17 protein-coding genes are annotated in these 16,438 nt (G+C 33.3%); 3 read left to right on the plus strand and 14 right to left on the minus strand.

Going from position 1 to position 16,438, the window contains the following annotated elements; all coding sequences use genetic code 11:
* Window positions 1–141 precede the first annotated feature (141 nt).
* The 5 genes from gnpA to hrcA form a co-directional block, all read right to left on the minus strand.
* Window positions 142–2,307 (minus strand): 1,3-beta-galactosyl-N-acetylhexosamine phosphorylase, encoded by a 2,166-nt coding sequence (gnpA, locus tag F7O84_RS09040; protein WP_151144271.1) that lies wholly within the window; start codon window positions 2,305–2,307, stop codon window positions 142–144.
* 268 nt (window positions 2,308–2,575) lie between these two features.
* On the minus strand, window positions 2,576–3,754 hold the full coding sequence (gene dnaJ / locus F7O84_RS09045) for a molecular chaperone DnaJ (protein WP_151144272.1): 1,179 nt from the start codon (window positions 3,752–3,754) through the stop codon (window positions 2,576–2,578).
* Between the two features lie 121 nt (window positions 3,755–3,875).
* Window positions 3,876–5,735, minus strand: a complete 1,860-nt coding sequence (gene dnaK, locus F7O84_RS09050) for a molecular chaperone DnaK (RefSeq protein WP_151144273.1) — start codon at window positions 5,733–5,735, stop codon at window positions 3,876–3,878.
* A gap of 13 nt (window positions 5,736–5,748) precedes the next feature.
* The gene (gene grpE / locus F7O84_RS09055; RefSeq protein ID WP_420886645.1) at window positions 5,749–6,327 is read right to left on the minus strand and encodes a nucleotide exchange factor GrpE; all 579 of its coding nucleotides are present in this window, start codon (window positions 6,325–6,327) and stop codon (window positions 5,749–5,751) included.
* 98 nt (window positions 6,328–6,425) lie between these two features.
* Window positions 6,426–7,490, minus strand: a complete 1,065-nt coding sequence (gene hrcA, locus F7O84_RS09060; RefSeq protein ID WP_151144274.1) for a heat-inducible transcriptional repressor HrcA — start codon at window positions 7,488–7,490, stop codon at window positions 6,426–6,428.
* 324 nt (window positions 7,491–7,814) lie between these two features.
* On the opposite strand from hrcA, the gene F7O84_RS09065 reads away from it, so the two are divergent.
* Entirely contained in the window at window positions 7,815–9,128 is a 1,314-nt protein-coding gene (locus F7O84_RS09065; protein ID WP_151144275.1) for an HlyC/CorC family transporter, read from the plus strand.
* 47 nt (window positions 9,129–9,175) lie between these two features.
* Here the strand turns inward: F7O84_RS09065 and F7O84_RS09070 are convergent, their stop codons facing one another.
* The 8 genes from F7O84_RS09070 to F7O84_RS09105 all read right to left on the minus strand — a co-directional run bounded on the left by F7O84_RS09070 (window position 9,176) and on the right by F7O84_RS09105 (window position 14,610).
* Window positions 9,176–9,385 (minus strand): hypothetical protein, encoded by a 210-nt coding sequence (locus F7O84_RS09070; RefSeq protein WP_151144276.1) that lies wholly within the window; start codon window positions 9,383–9,385, stop codon window positions 9,176–9,178.
* Window positions 9,386–9,431: 46 nt separating this feature from the next.
* Window positions 9,432–10,253, minus strand: coding sequence for a sigma factor (locus tag F7O84_RS09075; RefSeq protein ID WP_151144277.1), 822 nt, complete (start codon window positions 10,251–10,253; stop codon window positions 9,432–9,434).
* A gap of 132 nt (window positions 10,254–10,385) precedes the next feature.
* Window positions 10,386–11,903, minus strand: a complete 1,518-nt coding sequence (locus F7O84_RS09080; protein ID WP_151144278.1) for a DUF4153 domain-containing protein — start codon at window positions 11,901–11,903, stop codon at window positions 10,386–10,388.
* Window positions 11,900–12,127: a helix-turn-helix domain-containing protein gene (locus tag F7O84_RS09085; RefSeq protein ID WP_151144279.1), complete on the minus strand. Its 228-nt coding sequence runs from the start codon at window positions 12,125–12,127 to the stop codon at window positions 11,900–11,902. The genes F7O84_RS09080 and F7O84_RS09085 overlap by 4 nt, the downstream gene beginning before the upstream one ends.
* Before the next feature lie 10 nt (window positions 12,128–12,137).
* A complete protein-coding gene (locus F7O84_RS09090; protein ID WP_151144280.1) occupies window positions 12,138–12,584 on the minus strand; it encodes a DUF2975 domain-containing protein in 447 nt (148 codons plus the stop codon).
* Between the two features lie 494 nt (window positions 12,585–13,078).
* On the minus strand, window positions 13,079–13,573 hold the full coding sequence (locus tag F7O84_RS09095; protein WP_151144281.1) for a DNA-deoxyinosine glycosylase: 495 nt from the start codon (window positions 13,571–13,573) through the stop codon (window positions 13,079–13,081).
* Window positions 13,574–13,602: 29 nt separating this feature from the next.
* Window positions 13,603–13,785, minus strand: coding sequence for a DUF6472 family protein (locus F7O84_RS09100; RefSeq protein WP_151144282.1), 183 nt, complete (start codon window positions 13,783–13,785; stop codon window positions 13,603–13,605).
* A 24-nt stretch (window positions 13,786–13,809) separates the two neighbouring features.
* Entirely contained in the window at window positions 13,810–14,610 is an 801-nt protein-coding gene (locus F7O84_RS09105) for a pseudouridine synthase (protein WP_151144283.1), read from the minus strand.
* 201 nt (window positions 14,611–14,811) lie between these two features.
* Between F7O84_RS09105 and F7O84_RS09110 the strand changes: the two genes are divergently transcribed.
* Both F7O84_RS09110 and F7O84_RS18990 read left to right on the plus strand, forming a co-directional pair.
* Entirely contained in the window at window positions 14,812–15,453 is a 642-nt protein-coding gene (locus F7O84_RS09110; protein WP_243140849.1) for an HDIG domain-containing metalloprotein, read from the plus strand.
* Window positions 15,454–15,455: 2 nt separating this feature from the next.
* On the plus strand, window positions 15,456–15,611 hold the full coding sequence (locus tag F7O84_RS18990) for a hypothetical protein (RefSeq protein ID WP_192451705.1): 156 nt from the start codon (window positions 15,456–15,458) through the stop codon (window positions 15,609–15,611).
* 18 nt (window positions 15,612–15,629) lie between these two features.
* Here the strand turns inward: F7O84_RS18990 and F7O84_RS09115 are convergent, their stop codons facing one another.
* On the minus strand, window positions 15,630–16,175 hold the full coding sequence (locus tag F7O84_RS09115; RefSeq protein ID WP_151144284.1) for a glutathione peroxidase: 546 nt from the start codon (window positions 16,173–16,175) through the stop codon (window positions 15,630–15,632).
* Window positions 16,176–16,438 lie beyond the last annotated feature (263 nt).

Here is a 16,438-nt window from a genome sequence, read left to right on the forward strand (position 1 = left end):
TTTAAATATACCATATTATTCTTATTCAATAATAAGCCCATATCAAAACATGATATGGGCTTATTATAGCATTTATCCGCTCGATAGACAATAGTTCTAATTGTCCACTCATTTAAGATATGTTACTCTAATGCTTTTACTTTAGATTGTAACCATTTTTGTATCATATGCATCAATGTCTAATTCGATTGGTCCGTTTTCTGTTTGAATGACTGGATGTTGTGATACATCACTATTATTAATAATTACCAATCGCTTGCTTGCTGGATAAAAAGCACACTCTGTCATAGGGCTATCCGTCAAGTAGTTTTGTTCTAGCTTTTCTTTACATGCAAACAAAATAATATGATACAACATTCTGGTATTGGTCAAACTCGTTTCAAAAGATGTTAAATAAATACCTCTACCGCTTCCAAAGTCATATGAGGTTAGAGTCGGTACTCCATTTTCTTCTGCCAATACTTTCGCCTTACCATCTGTAAGGTAAATATTGTCTTTTCCTTTCATAGTAGTTTCGTTAGGTAAAAGGCCCTCTACTTTACTTACTTCAAAACTCCATTTACCATGACAAACCCTTGCACCATTATCTTTATCCACACCAAGAACATGCGACATTCGAAAGAAATTATCATATCCTTCGACTGCTGAGGGTTCATTCACTCCGATAAAGGCCCCTCCAGCATGTACCCATTTTGTAAGTATCTCCACCACTTCATTATCGTTCCACTTATCAGCACCACTCCATGCTGAACCAGCGAAACCAGCATTAATTACAACATCTACATCCTCTAAAACACCATTTTTAATATCTTCAAAACTAATATAAGACACATCAAATGGACTTCCTGATAAGCTTTCATTGATGTGAATCAAATCATGCATATAGGTTTCATGAAAATGACCTGATAGCGTCCAAGAACGAAGACTTCCCCAAGCAGTCAATACAGCTACTCTTGGTTTTAATACATAAGGCTTTCCTGCCTGATGAAATTCTTTTATGGTTCTAAATTCATCTGCCACTTTTTCTATATAATCGCAAAAATCCGGATATGGCTCCACCAGATGCAAATAACCACCTAACCCAATACGATCCACTGGCTCTCGAAGCAAAGCTCTTCTTATACTATTCCAGAACTTTTTCGCATCCAAGGTTGGATCTCCGCCTTCCATGAAGGTTGGCGCTCCACCAAGGCCTACTGGGAACAAATATGGGTGCAATCGCAGTTCATGAGTTGGTGCATCAACACCTGCACAAAGTCTTGCTTCATAACCTGAAAATACGCATTTGATAATTCCATCAAACCCAAACTCTTTAAATCGTTTGCTATAAGGCTCAACGCCAACCCAACTATCATCATAAAATACATAGGCTTGCTTTCCATATTGATGAACCATGTCAACTAATTTCTTACCAAACTCGATTACAAAATCATGAATAAACTCCATCCAATCAAGCTTATGTTGATCAGCTGGCATATGTGTTACATTTAACTTTCCTTTATTCACAAAATCCTCTGCTGTTAGGGAATATCCATATTTCACAGCAAATTCATCAAGTGCAAGTGGACTTACTGTAAAATCATAAGAACCCCAATCAGAGAATAAATGACGATTTCTTTCATCACTTCCCCATATCCATACAAAGTTATAGAACATAGAGGTAAAACGAACCACTGTAGTATCTTCATGTGTCTTACACCAGTTTTCCATCCATGCAAGCATATATTCCTGTGTCTTTGGATGTCTTGGATCTATCTGCATAAGATGCTCTTTGTCCCAATTATTCGTGGTGTGATTGTACATGGAAATCTCTTCCCAAATTCGATAAGCTAAAAAGCTGACACTATATTTATGCCATGGAGTGATACCTTCTACAACAACACTACCACTTTCTTCCTCAAACTTCCATTGATCCGTTGAAATCAATTCATTGCTTGTACGGTCATAAACCTGCCAATATTTTAAAGAATCCTTGGATCCGTTAATCTTAAATTGCTCTTCAAAGAAGTCCTCCATCAAATGAAACGTTAGCTTCGTATCTGTGGCTACCTTAGGATTAGTCATCAAAAATGTCTGCTGTAACTTATCCAAATTTTGTTTTGCCCACTCATTGTGATCTCTTATAATACATATCGTTGAATAAATGCCATATCCCGCATTTAGTATCTCATCGGATAATACTGTTCCATCACTGTCACGAATTACGTCTGCTCCCCATTTTTCTGCCATCTTAAGGGTTAATTCTTCATAACCTGACTCACCTGGTAAAGTGAAGCTACCTGTACGTTTCACATTTGTTTCACTCATTTTGTCATACCTTCCTTTTACTAAAATATTTTATCAAAGACTAAAGTGCTATAAATATTATCTCTATTATTCGTTCTAATGTCAAACCCTTTTTTTGTTTTTTGTTGAATTATTTTTGTTTCCTTTTATTATACCCCAAACCTTCAAAAGTATTGTGTCTGCTTTGCATACATTTTACCCATTAAGTTGCGATGCAATTTTCTATAAAATGAAACGAAACTGTCATTTAGCCATTGGCAAAATAACAGTTTCGTTATATTTATATCCTTTAATCTTCAAAGCTTTCTTTTAATTTATCCATAAAGCCTTTTTTCTTCTTTTCTGTAGTTCCTGTACTGCCATTTAGTGAATTATCTCCAGCAGCATCAAATTTGCGAAGTAATTCTTTTTGCTCTTCTGAAAGTTTATTTGGTACCTGTACTACGAGTGTTACATAGTGATCTCCACGCATCGCTTTATTTCGAAGAGATGGTACCCCTTTTCCTTTTAAACGAACCTTGGTATCTGTTTGTGTTCCTGCTTTTACTTCATAGAGAACATCTCCATCAACCGTATTTATTTTAACTTCACCACCAAGTGCTGCCTGTGCAAAAGAAATTGGAGCGGTGGAGAAGATATTATAATCTTGACGTTGGAAAATCGGATGTCTTGCAACTACGATTTCCACAAGTAAATCACCTCTTGAGCCGCCGTTTATTCCTGGCTCACCCTTTTCACGTATACGAATACTTTGACCATTATCAATACCAGCAGGTACACTTACTTCTATTGTCTTTTTCGCTGATATATATCCGCTTCCATGACAATCACTACATTTGTCTTTAATTACCTGACCACTTCCATTACAGTCTGGACAAGTGGAAACATTTCTTACTGTTCCAAATAAGGATTGAGACGTATAAACAATCTGCCCCTTTCCGTTACATTTTGAACAAGTCTGTGGACTTGTTCCCGGTTTTGCACCTGTTCCATTACAGGTTTGACAATTTTCTTTTAGATTTACGGTGACCGTTTTATCACATCCAAAGACTGCTTCTTCAAAAGTAATATTCAGTCTGGTTTTTACATTAGCCCCCTTCATTGGGCCATTATTGGCTCTACGGCTTCTTGTGCCTCCACCGAAAATATCTCCAAATATATCTCCAAAAATATCTCCCATGTCACCACTGAAATCAAAGCCACCAAAGCCTCCGAAGCCGCCTGCTCCGCCAGCACCTCCATCAAATGCTGCATGACCAAAATTATCATACTGCTGACGTTTTTCTGGATCACTTAAAACACCGTATGCTTCCGATGCTTCTTTGAATTTACGTTCTGCTTCTTTATCCCCTGGATTCATATCCGGATGATATTGCTTTGCCAGCTTTCTATATGCTTTTTTTAATGTGGCATCATCAGCACCTTTATCAACGCCAAGAACCTCATAATAATCTCTCTTGTCTGCCATATTAACCTCCATCATTTACCTATGTAATAGGCATACCATTAACTATACACTATTAGGGACACATTGTAAAGAATATGTCCCTAACAGCTTAGTCTATAGCACGGTTGAAACCGTCTGGTTCTTAAACTTCTTTATAGTCTCCATCTATTACATCATCATCTGCCTGATAGGATTCCTGACTTGCGCCACCCATATCTGGGCCTGCTCCTTGTGCTCCTTGTGCTTGCTCATATACTTTTGCAAATAATTTTTGAGCACTTTCCATTAACTTTTCTTTTGCTACTTTGATTTCTTCTACCTGTGCGTCCGTCATATTGTCTAGACTTGTTTTTTCAATTAATTCTTTTAACGCTGCAAGATCAGCCTCAACAGCAGTCTTGTCATTTCCGTCTAGTTTGTCTCCTACTTCTTCCAATGCCTTTTCTGTCTGGAATACCATGGAATCCGCATCATTTCTTGTATCAATTGCTTCTTTACGTTTTTTATCCTGTGCTTCAAATTCTGCTGCTTCTTTTACTGCTTTTTCAATATCACTATCAGACATATTAGAGCCTGCTGTAATTGTAATATGCTGTTCTTTTCCAGTACCTAAATCTTTTGCAGAAACATTAACGATACCATTTGCATCTATATCAAATGTAACTTCAATCTGTGGAACACCTCTTCTTGCTGGTGGAATACCATCCAAACGGAACTGTCCAAGAGATTTGTTATCTTTTGCAAACTGTCTTTCACCCTGTACTACATTGATATCAACTGCGGTTTGGTTATCTGCAGCTGTTGAGAAAATCTGGCTTTTCTTTGTTGGTATTGTTGTATTTCTTTCGATTAACTTAGTTGCAATACCACCCATAGTTTCAATAGAAAGTGAAAGTGGTGTTACGTCAAGAAGTAAGATTTCTCCTGCACCTGCATCCCCTGCTAATTTACCACCTTGAATGGAAGCTCCTAACGCTACACACTCGTCTGGATTTAAAGCCTTAGAAGGCTCATGTCCTGTCAATTGTTTTACTTTATCTTGAACCGCTGGTACACGAGTAGAACCACCAACTAATAATACTTTAGAAAGTTCAGAAGCAGATAATCCTGCATCACTTAAAGCAGTTTGAACAGGTTTTGCTGTTCTTTCAACTAAATCATGAGTTAACTCATCAAACTTAGCTCTTGTTAAGTTCATATCAAAATGTTTTGGACCTTCTGCTGTTGCAGTAATGAAAGGTAAATTAATGTTAGTTGTAGTAGCAGAAGATAATTCCTTCTTTGCTTTTTCAGCTGCTTCTTTTAATCTTTGAAGCGCCATTTTATCAGTAGATAAATCTACACCTTCTGTCTTTTTAAATTCAGCTAACATATAATCTGTAATCTTTTGATCAAAGTCATCGCCACCTAATTTGTTGTCACCTGAGGTTGCTAATACTTCAATAACGCCATCACCAATTTCAATAATGGAAACGTCAAATGTACCACCACCTAAATCGTACACCATAACTTTTTGTTCTTTTTCATTGTCAAGACCATATGCAAGAGCTGCTGCTGTAGGCTCATTGATGATACGTTTCACATCAAGTCCTGCAATCTTACCTGCATCTTTTGTTGCCTGTCTTTGTGCATCATTAAAATACGCTGGTACGGTGATAACAGCTTCTGTAACTTTTTCTCCTAAGTAATTCTCAGCATCTGCTTTTAACTTTTGAAGTACCATAGCAGAGATTTCTTGTGGTGAATATTTTTTATCATCAATTGCTACTCTATAGTCAGTACCCATATGTCTTTTAATAGAAGAGATTGTTTTATCTGCATTGGTTACAGCCTGACGTTTTGCTGGTTCACCTACTAATCTTTCACCAGTCTTTGAAAATGCTACTACAGATGGAGTGGTTCTAAATCCCTCTGCATTTGCGATTACAGTTGGTTTTCCACCTTCCATAACAGCTACACATGAATTTGTTGTTCCTAAGTCAATTCCTATTATTTTTCCCATGATTTATTTCCTCCTAATTTACTACTTTTACCATACTATATCTAACAACTGTTTCTCTATATGTGTATCCTTTTTGGAACTCTTCGGATACTATATTTTCACCTAATTCCTCATTCTCTTCATGCATTACTGCGTTATGAAGATTAGGGTCGAATTCTTTGCCTAGTGCCTCAATTTGCTTAACGCCACATTCTTCCAAAGAGCTAAGTAATTGTTTATACACCATATTCATACCTTCTACAAATGGCGAACTCTTATCTTCTTCTGATACGGCATTTAAACCTCTCTCAAAGTTATCAACCGTTGGAAGGATTTTTTCTATAATTGATTTTGCACCAACTTCGAACATCTGCTCTTTTTCTTTATCAGTACGTTTTCTAAAGTTTTCAAACTCTGCCATCGTACGCTTTAGACGATCTGTCAATTCTTCGATTTGCTCATCTTTTTTATCTTTTTTTTCTTTTTTCTTGCCAAAAAAACCTTTTTTACCAGATTCTTGGTCCTCGGTCTGCGCTGTTGCTTCTTCTACGCTTTCCTCTTCCTTTGTTTCTTCATTCAATTCTTTTTCATCGGATTCTTGTATATTATCCATGGATTCTTCTATTACTTCCTCTGTATTTACAGCTTCTTCCTCCATGTTTACTTTATCCATCTGCTTATCGTTATCGTTCAAACCTATCTACCGCCTTTCTAAGTCTTCTTAAATATTCCATCTAGTTGTTTCATTAACGTCTTAAGGGTATCTAATACTTTTTCATAATCCATTCGTTTTGGTCCAATGATACCAATTGTACCTTTTACCCCTTCTTCTAATTCATAAGTCGCAGTAACTACGCTACAATCTTTCATTGTCTGAATGGGTGATTCATTACCTATATAAACCTGAATACCGTTTTCCTTTTCCTCTGTCAAGGTTTCTGTTACAAGATTCACTAGCTGCTGTTTTTCTTCTAGTGCAGATATTAATTTGCTTGCTTTTTCTGTATCACTTAATTCAGGATATTTAAAAATATTAGTCGCTCCACTTGTGTATATCTCTAGGTCTTCATCGGATTTGATTGCTTCTGCAACTGCATCTAAAACGCTATTGACGATATCACTATGGATACCAGCTTTCTCTTTCATCTGTGAAATCACACTTAGATTAATTTCATCTATAGACAGTCCATTTAAGTTAGAATTAAGAAGTATATTAAGCTTTAGTAATGTTTCATTATCTAATGGTTCGCAAGAATCAATGATTTTATTCTTTATAATGTTGCCTTCTACGACTACGACTGCCAAGATATGTTCTTCATCTACCTGAGAAAGTTGAATGAATTTTAACTTGTTTTTTTGATACCTTGGTGCTGAAATCATGGTAGCGTAATTGGTATTGGCTGCTAGTAGCTTTACAACCTGTTTTAAGATAAGTTCCATCTTATCGGCTTTTTCCACCATTAGCTCTTTCATCTCAGCAACTTCTCTGTCCTTTGCCTGCATGATCTGGTCTACATATAATCGGTATCCCTTATCTGTTGGGATTCGCCCTGCCGAAGTATGAGGTTGAACGATATATCCAAGCTCTTCTAAATCAGACATTTCATTTCTTATGGTTGCAGAACTTAAATTCAAATCGGAATACTTTGAAATGGTTCTTGAACCAACTGGCTCTCCTGTATCTAGATAATTTTTAATAATTGCATGCAAAATCTTAGCTTTACGATCATCTAACTCCAACCTGTTCACTCCCTTCTGGCAAAACTCTTTTTTCATTTTTCATTTGTTAGCACTCATTCATGTAGAGTGCTAACATCTATGTACCTAACATATCACCTGCACTTTATTTTGTCAATAGTATTTTGTAAATTTATACAATTGTATTATTACTAATTTTCTACTTTTTATAATGCAGTAGTAAATTATATATATAGGCAATCAGCACGTTCATTCTTTACTTTATTTTCTCAAACCTTGACAATGATATATAATTTATTGTATATTTTTATTTATATAATCAAATAGTATGAAACAATATTTAATTATTATAATTTGTTTAAATTAAATTTGACTATTATCAATTTAAAGGAGTTGGTTTTTTTGGATTCTGGCGAGGCCACACAGTTAGTTATTTTGTTATTACTTTTATTATTGTCAGCTTTTTTCTCTTCTGCTGAGACTGCTTTCACTACAGTTAATAAGATTCGAATCAGAACTCTTGCAGAAGATGGGAATAAACGGGCAAGCACTGTATTAAAAGTAATTGATGACTCTGGCAAAATGCTCAGTGCAATATTAATAGGTAATAATATAGTAAATTTATCTGCGTCTTCTCTTGCTACTACTCTCGCAATTAGTGTTTGGGGTAATACAGGAGTGGGTATCGCAACTGGTATTCTTACTTTACTAATACTTGTATTTGGTGAGATTACACCTAAAACATTATCTACTTTACATGCACAAAAGATTGCTTTGTCTTATGCAAATGTAATTTATTATTTTATGGTTCTTTTAACACCTGTTATTTTTATCGTAAACAAACTGTCGTTAACGGTATTAAAGTTATTTCGGGTAGATTCTACTGGTAAAAACGATATTATTACAGAGGACGAGCTTCGTACTATCGTAGATGTTAGTCATGAAGATGGTATATTAGAGCAAGAAGAACGTAAAATGATTTATAACGTTGTAGATTTTGGAGATTCTTTGGCTAAAGATATTATGGTTCCAAGAATTGATATGACTTTTTTAGATGTAACCTGTACTTATCAGGAATTAATAGAAATATATAAAGAAGTTAAATTCACACGACTTCCTGTATATGAAGACACAACTGATAACGTAATTGGTATTATTAATGTAAAAGATTTGCTTTTATATAATCCAAAAAATACGTTTCATATTCGAGACTTTTTGCGTGAACCATATTTTACATATGAATACAAGAAGACTTCTGAATTAATGATTGAAATGAGACAAAGTTCCATTAACTTTGCGATTGTTCTTGATGAGTATGGTGCAACTGCTGGTTTGATTACCCTAGAAGATTTGCTTGAAGAAATTGTAGGGGAAATTAGAGATGAGTATGATACAGACGAAGAAGATTTAGTCATGCAAATAAATGAAAGAGAGTATATGATTGAAGGTTCCATGAAGCTTGATGATATCAATGATATATTAAATCTTAACATTACTTCTAAGGATTATGATTCCATAGGTGGTATTATTATAGAACTACTTGATCATCTTCCTGAAGCTGGTGAAGAGGTTACTACCGCAGATGGTATTCGTCTAGTTGCTGAAAGAGTTGATAAGAAACGAATCGAGAAGGTTCATATGTATCTTCCAGATCAATTATTATCGATGGTAGAAATCAATCCAAGTGATCATGATTCTTCTTTTATAGCAGAGTAAGCTAAAAAGAATGATCAAATATTTAAAATATTTGACCATTCTTTTTTTTATTTTTTCTTAACAAATGTGATACATGTCAAAATGATAATAGCTGTTAATAATCCCAAAACAATCCAACTCATGATTAACCCCCCCATTCCTCCAAGAACAAGATCGGGACTAAGATTATGCTCATCTACAAACACTGCCGTATTCCAAAATAACTTCATAGATATAAGTAAGCATACAATCTGTAATATTATGTTAATTACCGACATTATTTTTATTTTCAAACTATCCTCCTTAAACATATCAATTACTCTTTTACATCTTTTTTTCTTTATTCTCTTCTACTATAATTTCATCGTCTGACACTCTTATAATGTCTTCTACCTCTTCTTTTGACATCTCAAGATATTTAGCTAGTTCTTCTATACTTACGGTTCTTCCCATCTCTTCTTCTAGATTTTTCACGCCTTCATTTAAGAAATTCACTTTACTTACAATTTGATCCTGAGATGATTTTGTAAAGCTAACTTCGTCGATTGCTTCTTCTAACGCTGCAATAATTCCCTGTTTTATCGTTGCTTCTATAGTCTTAAAATCTGTATCTTGATCTATTTGATCCAAAGTGAGCATAAGTCCTATGTTCCCTTCCTGAATCAAATCACTTAATGCAACTCCTTTATTTACATACTGCTTAGCAATTTCAACAACCTTTGGTAAGTATAACTCAATCAATTTACTTTTTGCCATTGGATCATTTTCTAGCAATCCACGTAAAAGCTTGTGTTTTTCCTCCTCATCATCATTGCCAAGCTCCTCTATCTCCTCCAGATACATAGAAAGATACTTATCCTCTTCTACAGGTATATTATCTTTATCTGTTGTGATATCCTCTTTTGATTCACTCTCATTCATTTCTTCTTTTTGTTCAAACAGTTTACTCTTTTCACTCTTTTTATGACCTTCTATTGTAATTCGATTTGCTTCCAGATAACTATATACGAGTTCCAATTGATCTTCGCTTAAAGATACATCCTTAAAAAAAATATTTATTTCTTCTTGTGAAAGCTTATTGCCTTTTGCCTCAGCAAGTTCTCTGATCTCAGAAAGCATTTCTCTAAAAATAATCTTTTCGTTCATATTTATATAATTCTCCTTTAATCACTCATTATCAATCCTATTTTCTTTGTTTTTATAGAATAGCACAAAGCAAAAAATAACACAATAAGTGCTTACCACGCATTTATAAAAGGCAAAATCATTTCTCATTTATTATTGATGAAAGAATCTATTTGCTGCTTTTTGAGCCATATATCTAGAAAAGTTAAAGGTACGAAAATCCATTTGTGGCTTCGTCTTCATTTTTTCAAAATAATTTTTTACCAATTCATTGTCCGCACTATAGTTTTCTAAAACAATCGCTGCATCTGCTGATAGGGAAGTCACATAATTTAAGTCACCATATTGTTCATAGACATTAACTGCATTATGTTTTGTAATGTCTTCTATAGCATCAATATTATATTTGGCAATCAGATAATCTGGATGACTAAATGCGAATATAATAAAGCAAGAAGTGATTACTACCATGCAATAGCGAAAAAATGGGAATCTTTCTTTATATAAATGAATCAAAATTCCAAACATTAATAACGAAAGCACAAATAAAGTCCATAAAACAAAGACTCTTAAAAAAGTCAAATGATATACTTGAATGTATAAAATCATTCGATAGGCACTGGATGCCAACATAATATAAGTACAAATAGATATCATTGTCAAAAGACTTTTTAGTAATTTACTCTTACGGAAAAATGCCATGCAGCATAAAACAATCACGAAATTTAAGCCGCACACAAACAGAAGTTGAAAAAAACCCTCTCTTGCATATCTTGAATACGTATAGCCTTGCGGTAAGCTAAGATTCGCACCAAAGAGTCCTATTATCTGGATTAAACAAAAAATAATATAAATTGCTGAAATAATACTTGTAAAAGTATTCGCAATGATTGGCTCTAGTATTCTATGGTCGTTTACATCCTCTTTTATATTGTTTTTTGTGATTGCATTGATAAAACAATAGATAATACAATAACATAAAACAATTGAAAGCAAAATCCAAAATACTTCTTCAAACATGAAGATTTTATTTACTATATTTTTCATCATATTTGCAAAAATTAAGTCTGCACTTACTAATAGTGATAATATAATAAGAGTTAACGGTATGGCAGTTAAGATTCCAATTAATACATATTTTAATTTATCATTCTTTTTCTTTTGTCTTTCTTTCATCGCATTGGCTGCATCCGAGAATGGATATATAATTGCCACACACATCTCAATGAATAGAATGTATGATGCTTCTATGTACTTCATAACATTCCATTTTGAATCATCATAGAATTGATGTAGCATAAATAAGGTTATTAATACTAAAATTGCCCCTTTACTCATTGTATTCATCAACCAATTATCTGTTAATGGTATGGACACCCCTAAAAGGAGGATACTGATGAAATAAAACAAAGCTCCACCTTTTAAGCTAGGTTTTAACCGTTTTACAAATCGTGTACAAAAATAAATGCTTCCTATCCCTAATAGAAAAATCGCAATACCTGAATCGTTTTTATACTCACAAAACGTATAGAAAATGGCATATAAAAAACTTAAGGCCCCAAAAAAATTAAAGTTTTCTTTTAAAAATTTCCTCTCTTTTGATTCATCGTGTTGATTAAGTGTGTAACTTCTTTGCGACACGATTTCTTCTTGCTCTTTATTCATACTCATTTTTCTTCACCTTCTTCCTCTTCTTTTACATACTGTATAATATCACCTGGCTGACAGTCTAAAGTCTTACATATTGCCTCTAATGTTGATAAACGTATTGCCTTTGCCTTATTATTTTTTAAAATAGATAAATTAGCCATTGTTATATTTACTTCATTGGCTAATTCGGTTAGTCCCATCTTCCTTTGTGCCATAACCACATCAAGATTTATTATGATTGCCATACTTTTCCTCCTAGATTGTTAGATCATTCTCCAGTTTGTATGTAACTGCTTTGTCAAATACTAGTGAAAGTACTTTACTGAAAAGACCTGCAATTATAAATACTAATATTACTACTAAAACTGCAGGTGTTAAATACAACAACAAACGAAGACTTGTAATGATTGCAATGATAAAACTGTAATTCCCCATTCGTCTTAAACTGGTTACATTGCGCTTTACAAAGCAATTATCATTAATAACTGATTGAAACATTTTCCTAAGTTCCCAAATAATCAATATCGCAAATATTCCTGAAAAAAAGAATAGTAAACATAGTTCAATATAGTTTTCTTCAAAGTATGAATTAAACTGACCATAGAACTTAATACTAATTGGAAGTGTGATACATACTAAAATACCTCCAAAAAACATAGCATCTAATAAAAGCTTAGTAAAAATTGTGATTTTATCCTTCATATAATTTCATTCCTTTCCATTAGCATCCCTATGTCACATAATATAGCATATATACAAATGAAATTCAATATATTTTTATTGATATTCGATAAATATATATTGTTATTCGTAAAAACAAACTTACCTTTTGTGCCTTTCGTAATCTAAATGTAAACTAAATTTGTAATCTATTTAGTTTGCTTCTAAGACTTTCAATCACAGAAATCGTAAAAAAAGATAACAATAAATTGATATTACTCAATTGTTGTTATCTTCTTTATCATTTATCTCATGTCTTTCAATTAGCAATCATAACACTATAGTAGTAGGATAAATCCCTATATTTTGTAACACGAATGTATAGGAAAGGATGGTAAATACTAGTCCACACCCCAAGCCTATTATCATTCCAAGTTGATTTTTTTGAGTGATTGATATTTTAAATATCTTTTGTATTAAAAGCAACATTAATCCAACAATAGCAACTGCCGCTAAAATACCATAGTAAGAAATTCTTACCTAGATTTGATCATGTTCCATTCTTTAATCAATCGTTCTAAGCTATAAACTGCATTTGCTGGACTTGTTGATGGCAATTCTATTATATTTATTTCCGTTTTTTGTAAGCTGTATTTTCGATATAATTTGCCCGCTGTTTTTCCATTGGCATAAATTTTGTTAATCTTACATTGGCTTAAAATAATATTAATATCAGTAGGCACCACATTTTTAATGCTACTATCACTTGAACCTATAATGTCGCAACTTTGTATGACATCCCATAACGCAATTTTATTTTCTAACAAAAGTTCTTTTTTTTGTGCAATGGTAATAGGAACTTCTCTTTCATAGATACTAGCAATTACTTGCCAAAAACGGTTTTTGGGATGTCCATAATAAAAACCATTTTCTCTTGATTTTACAGATGGAAGACTACCAAGAATCAATGTCTTGGAGTGCTCATCATAAACAGGAGAAAATGTATGCTCAATTCTTTGATATTGACTCATGCAAGACTCCTTTCCAAAGAAAACTTCTTCTACATCTGTTTTTTTACTATTTTGTATTCATCTCCCATTCGAAAATAAGGACAATTCGTAAAAGAATTTTTTAAAAATCTTGCATATTCATCTTCATCCAGACTCATTTGACATTCATAATAATCCTCTTCTTCATCATATGCATAATTAATGCAATAATCACAATTTGTTTTAGCTGACATTTTACATTTCCTTTCCTATAATTATTATGTAACACTATCATTGCGATGCGACATAAAACTATTAATCTCTTCCTTTGTTAGGGCACGATAACTTCCTTTTTCTAGTGTTTCATCCAATGTAACTTTACCTATCGAAACTCTTTTCAAATAAACAATATAGCATCCTACTGCTTTTAACATTCGTTTTACTTGATGCTTACAGCCTTGCGATATTGTAATAAAACCGCTTACAACTGGTTGAATTTCTCGGTTCTTTTTTACCTTTTCGTATCCATTTCCTTCTATCTGAGCTTGTAATTCGTAAAAAAGTCCTTGTTTATCAATTTCAACCTTGGAGGCCTTAACTAAAATCTCTGCATGTTCCAAATGAACACCTTCGATTAATCTATCCATTTTATCTTTGTTCAATTCACCAAAAGCCCAGAAAAAATACGTTTTATCCACATGCTTTTCAGGGTACATAACTTCGTGGTTAAACACCCCATCATTGGTAATAAAAAGTAAACCTTCTGTATCTTTATCAAGCCTTCCTACTGGAAACAGTCCATTATCATTTAACTCTTGAAAAAAATCCAAAACTGTTTTCTCTCTTTCATCCTTTCTTGCAGTAATACACCCTGCTGGCTTATGAAACATATAATAGACTTTACCCGAATGAATAACTTTCTCTCCTTCGTATTCAATGACATCTTTTTGCTCATCGATTTCAGTAGCAGGTACAATTTGTACACATCCATTTACTAAAACCTTTCCATCTTTTATAAACTGGCGAACCGCCTTTCTTCTTCCAATTGAAGCCTCTGACAAATATTTATCTAATCTCATGTTTCATCCATTTTCATCTTCTTATTTTTCGTAATTTTTTATAATCTTTCATATTTTATCACACTTATGTCTACACAGACAAGCATAGCCGATTCTAGGTATGATTGTTTACTTTTTATTAGTCTTAAAATAAACTCTTTCAAAGGTATATCTTTATATAAATTTGAGATACTAATCTTATCATATATGAGGAGCAACATTATGGAAAATGGACATATAGAAATGTCTTCAGATGAACTTTATAAAGAAATAAACGACCATTTGATTTCAGATAGTATTCCTTCGATCTATCTAGAAAAAGTAATCGAAAGAAAAGAATTTCAATTACCTCCCTTTCACTTGATTTATCAACTCAAATTAACAGAGCAATCACCCATTCACCACCCTGAAGGTAATGTATGGAATCATACTCTGTTAGTCGTTGATGAGGCCGCAAAAAGAAAAAATCTTTGCAAGACTCCTTCGGCTTTTATGTGGGCTGCCTTGTTGCATGATATTGGAAAACCCTCAACTACGAAAATTCGAAAGGGGAAAATTACCTCCTATGATCATGATAAAGTTGGGGCAAAGCTCGCTTATGATTTTTTATCTCAGTTTACAAAAGATCAGTTTTTTATTAACTTTGTTTGTTCTTTTATCGAGTTTCATATGCACATTCTCTATGTCGTAAATGGACTACCTTATGGAAATATTCCCAAACTTTTAAAAGAAATGGATGTAGAAGAGGTTGCCCTTTTTGGTTTATGTGACAGATTAGGAAGAAAACATGCTACTTTAGAAAAAGAAGAAAATACGATAAAACAATTTATCAAACGATGCAAAGCATTAGAAAGGAAACAATAATTATGGCAAAAGCAGGAATGAGAAGGCCAGATCCAAAAGAGCCTCATGGGACAGAAAGTAATCACAAAATGCATCTTCCAAAGAACGCAGTTTTACCAGTACCAGAAATTCAAGGTAAAGCAAAAAGTGGTAAAGAAAAAGCAAAGCCTATACACTAGACTTTGCTTTTTTACCGTTTATAGTAACTCTTTTATTTTTTCTTCAACCTCATACATATCTGTTGTTGGCTCAAATCGTTCTACTACGTTGCCACTTCGGTCCACTAAAAACTTTGTAAAATTCCACTTAATATCAGGTTGATTTTTATAATCTGGGTTTTCTTTTCCAAGCATCTCTTCTAAAACTGGTGTCAACTTATGGTCCTGATCAAACCCTTTAAATCCTTTTTGACTCTTTAAATATTCAAAAAGTGGCGATGCATTTTCTCCATTTACATCAATCTTTGAAAAAATAGGAAATGTTATTCCAAACTTAGTATCACAAAAACTTGCTATCTCTTCTATTGTACCTGGTGCTTGGTTACCAAATTGATTGCATGGAAAATCTAAAATAATAAAACCCTCTTGTCCATACTTTTCATATAAATCCTGTAGTGCATCATACTGTGGTGTGAATCCGCATTCTGTCGCAGAATTAATAATTAATATAACTTTGTTTTCATATTCTGACAATGACATCTCGTCTCCGTCCGCTTTTTTTACCTTAAAATCATAAATTCCCATTCTTCATTCCTCCTAAATTTTTAATCTTATTCAATCCATCATTAGAGTACCCTGTTTTTTACAAAGTTAATCTTTTTAGTAGTTTCTTTTTAGTAGTTTTTCTTTTTAATTGTTATTGATTATATTGTACGCTATTTATTTTGAAATGTCAATCCGTTTTTATCTTTTTTAAGGCAAAAAATAAAGCCATGTATTTTAGCTTTTGCTGTTTCATAGCTTTATCTTTTATCTATTTTAATCATTTGAATTTCTTTGTTTTTATA

The sequence above is a fragment of the Candidatus Galacturonatibacter soehngenii genome, assembly GCF_008830185.1.
Taxonomy (GTDB): Bacteria; Bacillota; Clostridia; order Lachnospirales; family Lachnospiraceae; genus Lachnotalea; species Lachnotalea soehngenii.

Excerpts from the sequence above, each read along its gene's own strand:
- gnpA (WP_151144271.1), bottom strand. The coding sequence starts at position 2,307 with ATGAGTGAAACAAATGTGAAACGTACAGGTAGCTTCACTTTACCAGGT.
- dnaJ (WP_151144272.1), bottom strand. The coding sequence starts at position 3,754 with ATGGCAGACAAGAGAGATTATTATGAGGTTCTTGGCGTTGATAAAGGT.
- dnaK (WP_151144273.1), bottom strand. The coding sequence starts at position 5,735 with ATGGGAAAAATAATAGGAATTGACTTAGGAACAACAAATTCATGTGTA.
- grpE (WP_420886645.1), bottom strand. The coding sequence starts at position 6,327 with ATGGATAATATACAAGAATCCGATGAAAAAGAATTGAATGAAGAAACA.
- hrcA (WP_151144274.1), bottom strand. The coding sequence starts at position 7,490 with ATGAAAAAAGAGTTTTGCCAGAAGGGAGTGAACAGGTTGGAGTTAGAT.
- F7O84_RS09070 (WP_151144276.1), bottom strand. The coding sequence starts at position 9,385 with ATGTCGGTAATTAACATAATATTACAGATTGTATGCTTACTTATATCT.
- F7O84_RS09075 (WP_151144277.1), bottom strand. The coding sequence starts at position 10,253 with ATGAACGAAAAGATTATTTTTAGAGAAATGCTTTCTGAGATCAGAGAA.
- F7O84_RS09080 (WP_151144278.1), bottom strand. The coding sequence starts at position 11,903 with ATGAGTATGAATAAAGAGCAAGAAGAAATCGTGTCGCAAAGAAGTTAC.
- F7O84_RS09085 (WP_151144279.1), bottom strand. The coding sequence starts at position 12,127 with ATGGCAATCATAATAAATCTTGATGTGGTTATGGCACAAAGGAAGATG.
- F7O84_RS09090 (WP_151144280.1), bottom strand. The coding sequence starts at position 12,584 with ATGAAGGATAAAATCACAATTTTTACTAAGCTTTTATTAGATGCTATG.
- F7O84_RS09095 (WP_151144281.1), bottom strand. The coding sequence starts at position 13,573 with ATGAGTCAATATCAAAGAATTGAGCATACATTTTCTCCTGTTTATGAT.
- F7O84_RS09100 (WP_151144282.1), bottom strand. The coding sequence starts at position 13,785 with ATGTCAGCTAAAACAAATTGTGATTATTGCATTAATTATGCATATGAT.
- F7O84_RS09105 (WP_151144283.1), bottom strand. The coding sequence starts at position 14,610 with ATGAGATTAGATAAATATTTGTCAGAGGCTTCAATTGGAAGAAGAAAG.
- F7O84_RS09110 (WP_243140849.1), top strand. The coding sequence starts at position 14,812 with ATGGAAAATGGACATATAGAAATGTCTTCAGATGAACTTTATAAAGAA.
- F7O84_RS18990 (WP_192451705.1), top strand. The coding sequence starts at position 15,456 with ATGGCAAAAGCAGGAATGAGAAGGCCAGATCCAAAAGAGCCTCATGGG.
- F7O84_RS09115 (WP_151144284.1), bottom strand. The coding sequence starts at position 16,175 with ATGGGAATTTATGATTTTAAGGTAAAAAAAGCGGACGGAGACGAGATG.